Raw genomic sequence first — 1,009 nt, 5'->3', positions numbered from 1 at the left:
CTCTACGCCGAGGCCGGGGCCACCACCGTGCTGGCCCGCCCCGGGGAGCCGCCGGCGAGCGGGGAACTCGTCGAGGCGGTACGGCGGGCCCACGCGCGCGAGGTGGTGCTGCTGCCGAACGACGCCGAGCTGCGGCACACCGCCGCGGCGGCGGCCGAGCAGGCCAGGACCGAGGGCGTACGGGTCGCGCTGATCCCCACGCGCTCCGCGGTGCAGGGGATCGCCGCGCTCGCCGTGCACGAGCCCGGGCGGCGCTTCGACGAGGACGTGGTCGCGATGACCTCCGCCGCGGGAGCCACCCGGTACGCCGAGGTGGAGATCGCCGAACACGAGTCCTGGACCATGGCCGGCATCTGCCAGGCCGGTGACGTCCTCGGCCTCATCGAGGGGGACGTGGCCGTGATCGGCTCCGACATCGCGGCCACCGCCGGGACGGTCCTGGACCGGATGCTCGCGGCGGGCGGCGAGATGGTCACCCTGGTCCTGGGCGACGAGGCCCCGGACACGATCGCGACCCACCTGGAGGCCCGCGTCCGCGAGTCCTACCTGGCCGTGGACACGATCGTCTACCGGGGCGGCCACCAGGGCGCCCTCCTGCTGATCGGCGTCGAGTAGAAGCCCCCGAAGGGGCACGGGGAACCGCGCGACCTGGGGGCACCTCCCGGCCGAAGGCTGGGGGACCACGACGGACCCGCACCTTCAGGGCTACGGCGGACCCGCACTTTTCAGGGTTACGGCGGCCCGGGCTTTTCAGGGGCGCGGGGAACCGCGCGACCTGGGGGCACCTCCCGGCCGAAGGCTGGGGGACCACGACGAACCCGCAGCCGCAACACGACCCCACCCCCGTCCCCTCCAGAAGCTCAGCCCCGCACATCCGACTCCGACTCCGCCACCCGCATCAACCGCTCCGCCTCGGCGACACGGGCGGCCACCACCCCCTCGGCGCCGTCGTCGGCACCGGCACCGGCACCGGCGTACGCGGAGAGCACCGCCCGCGCCCGCGCCGCCG

1 pseudogene is annotated in these 1,009 nt (G+C 75.5%); it reads left to right on the top strand.

The features are described from left to right. Positions 1-615 (top strand): annotated as a pseudogene (locus tag HO151_RS06160) (dihydroxyacetone kinase); the annotation flags it as partial. Positions 616-1,009 lie beyond the last annotated feature (394 nt).

Source organism: Streptomyces sp. 8P21H-1 (assembly GCF_013302945.1).
Note: the sequence above shows the minus strand (reverse complement) of the source record. Positions and strands in the feature narration are given on the sequence as shown.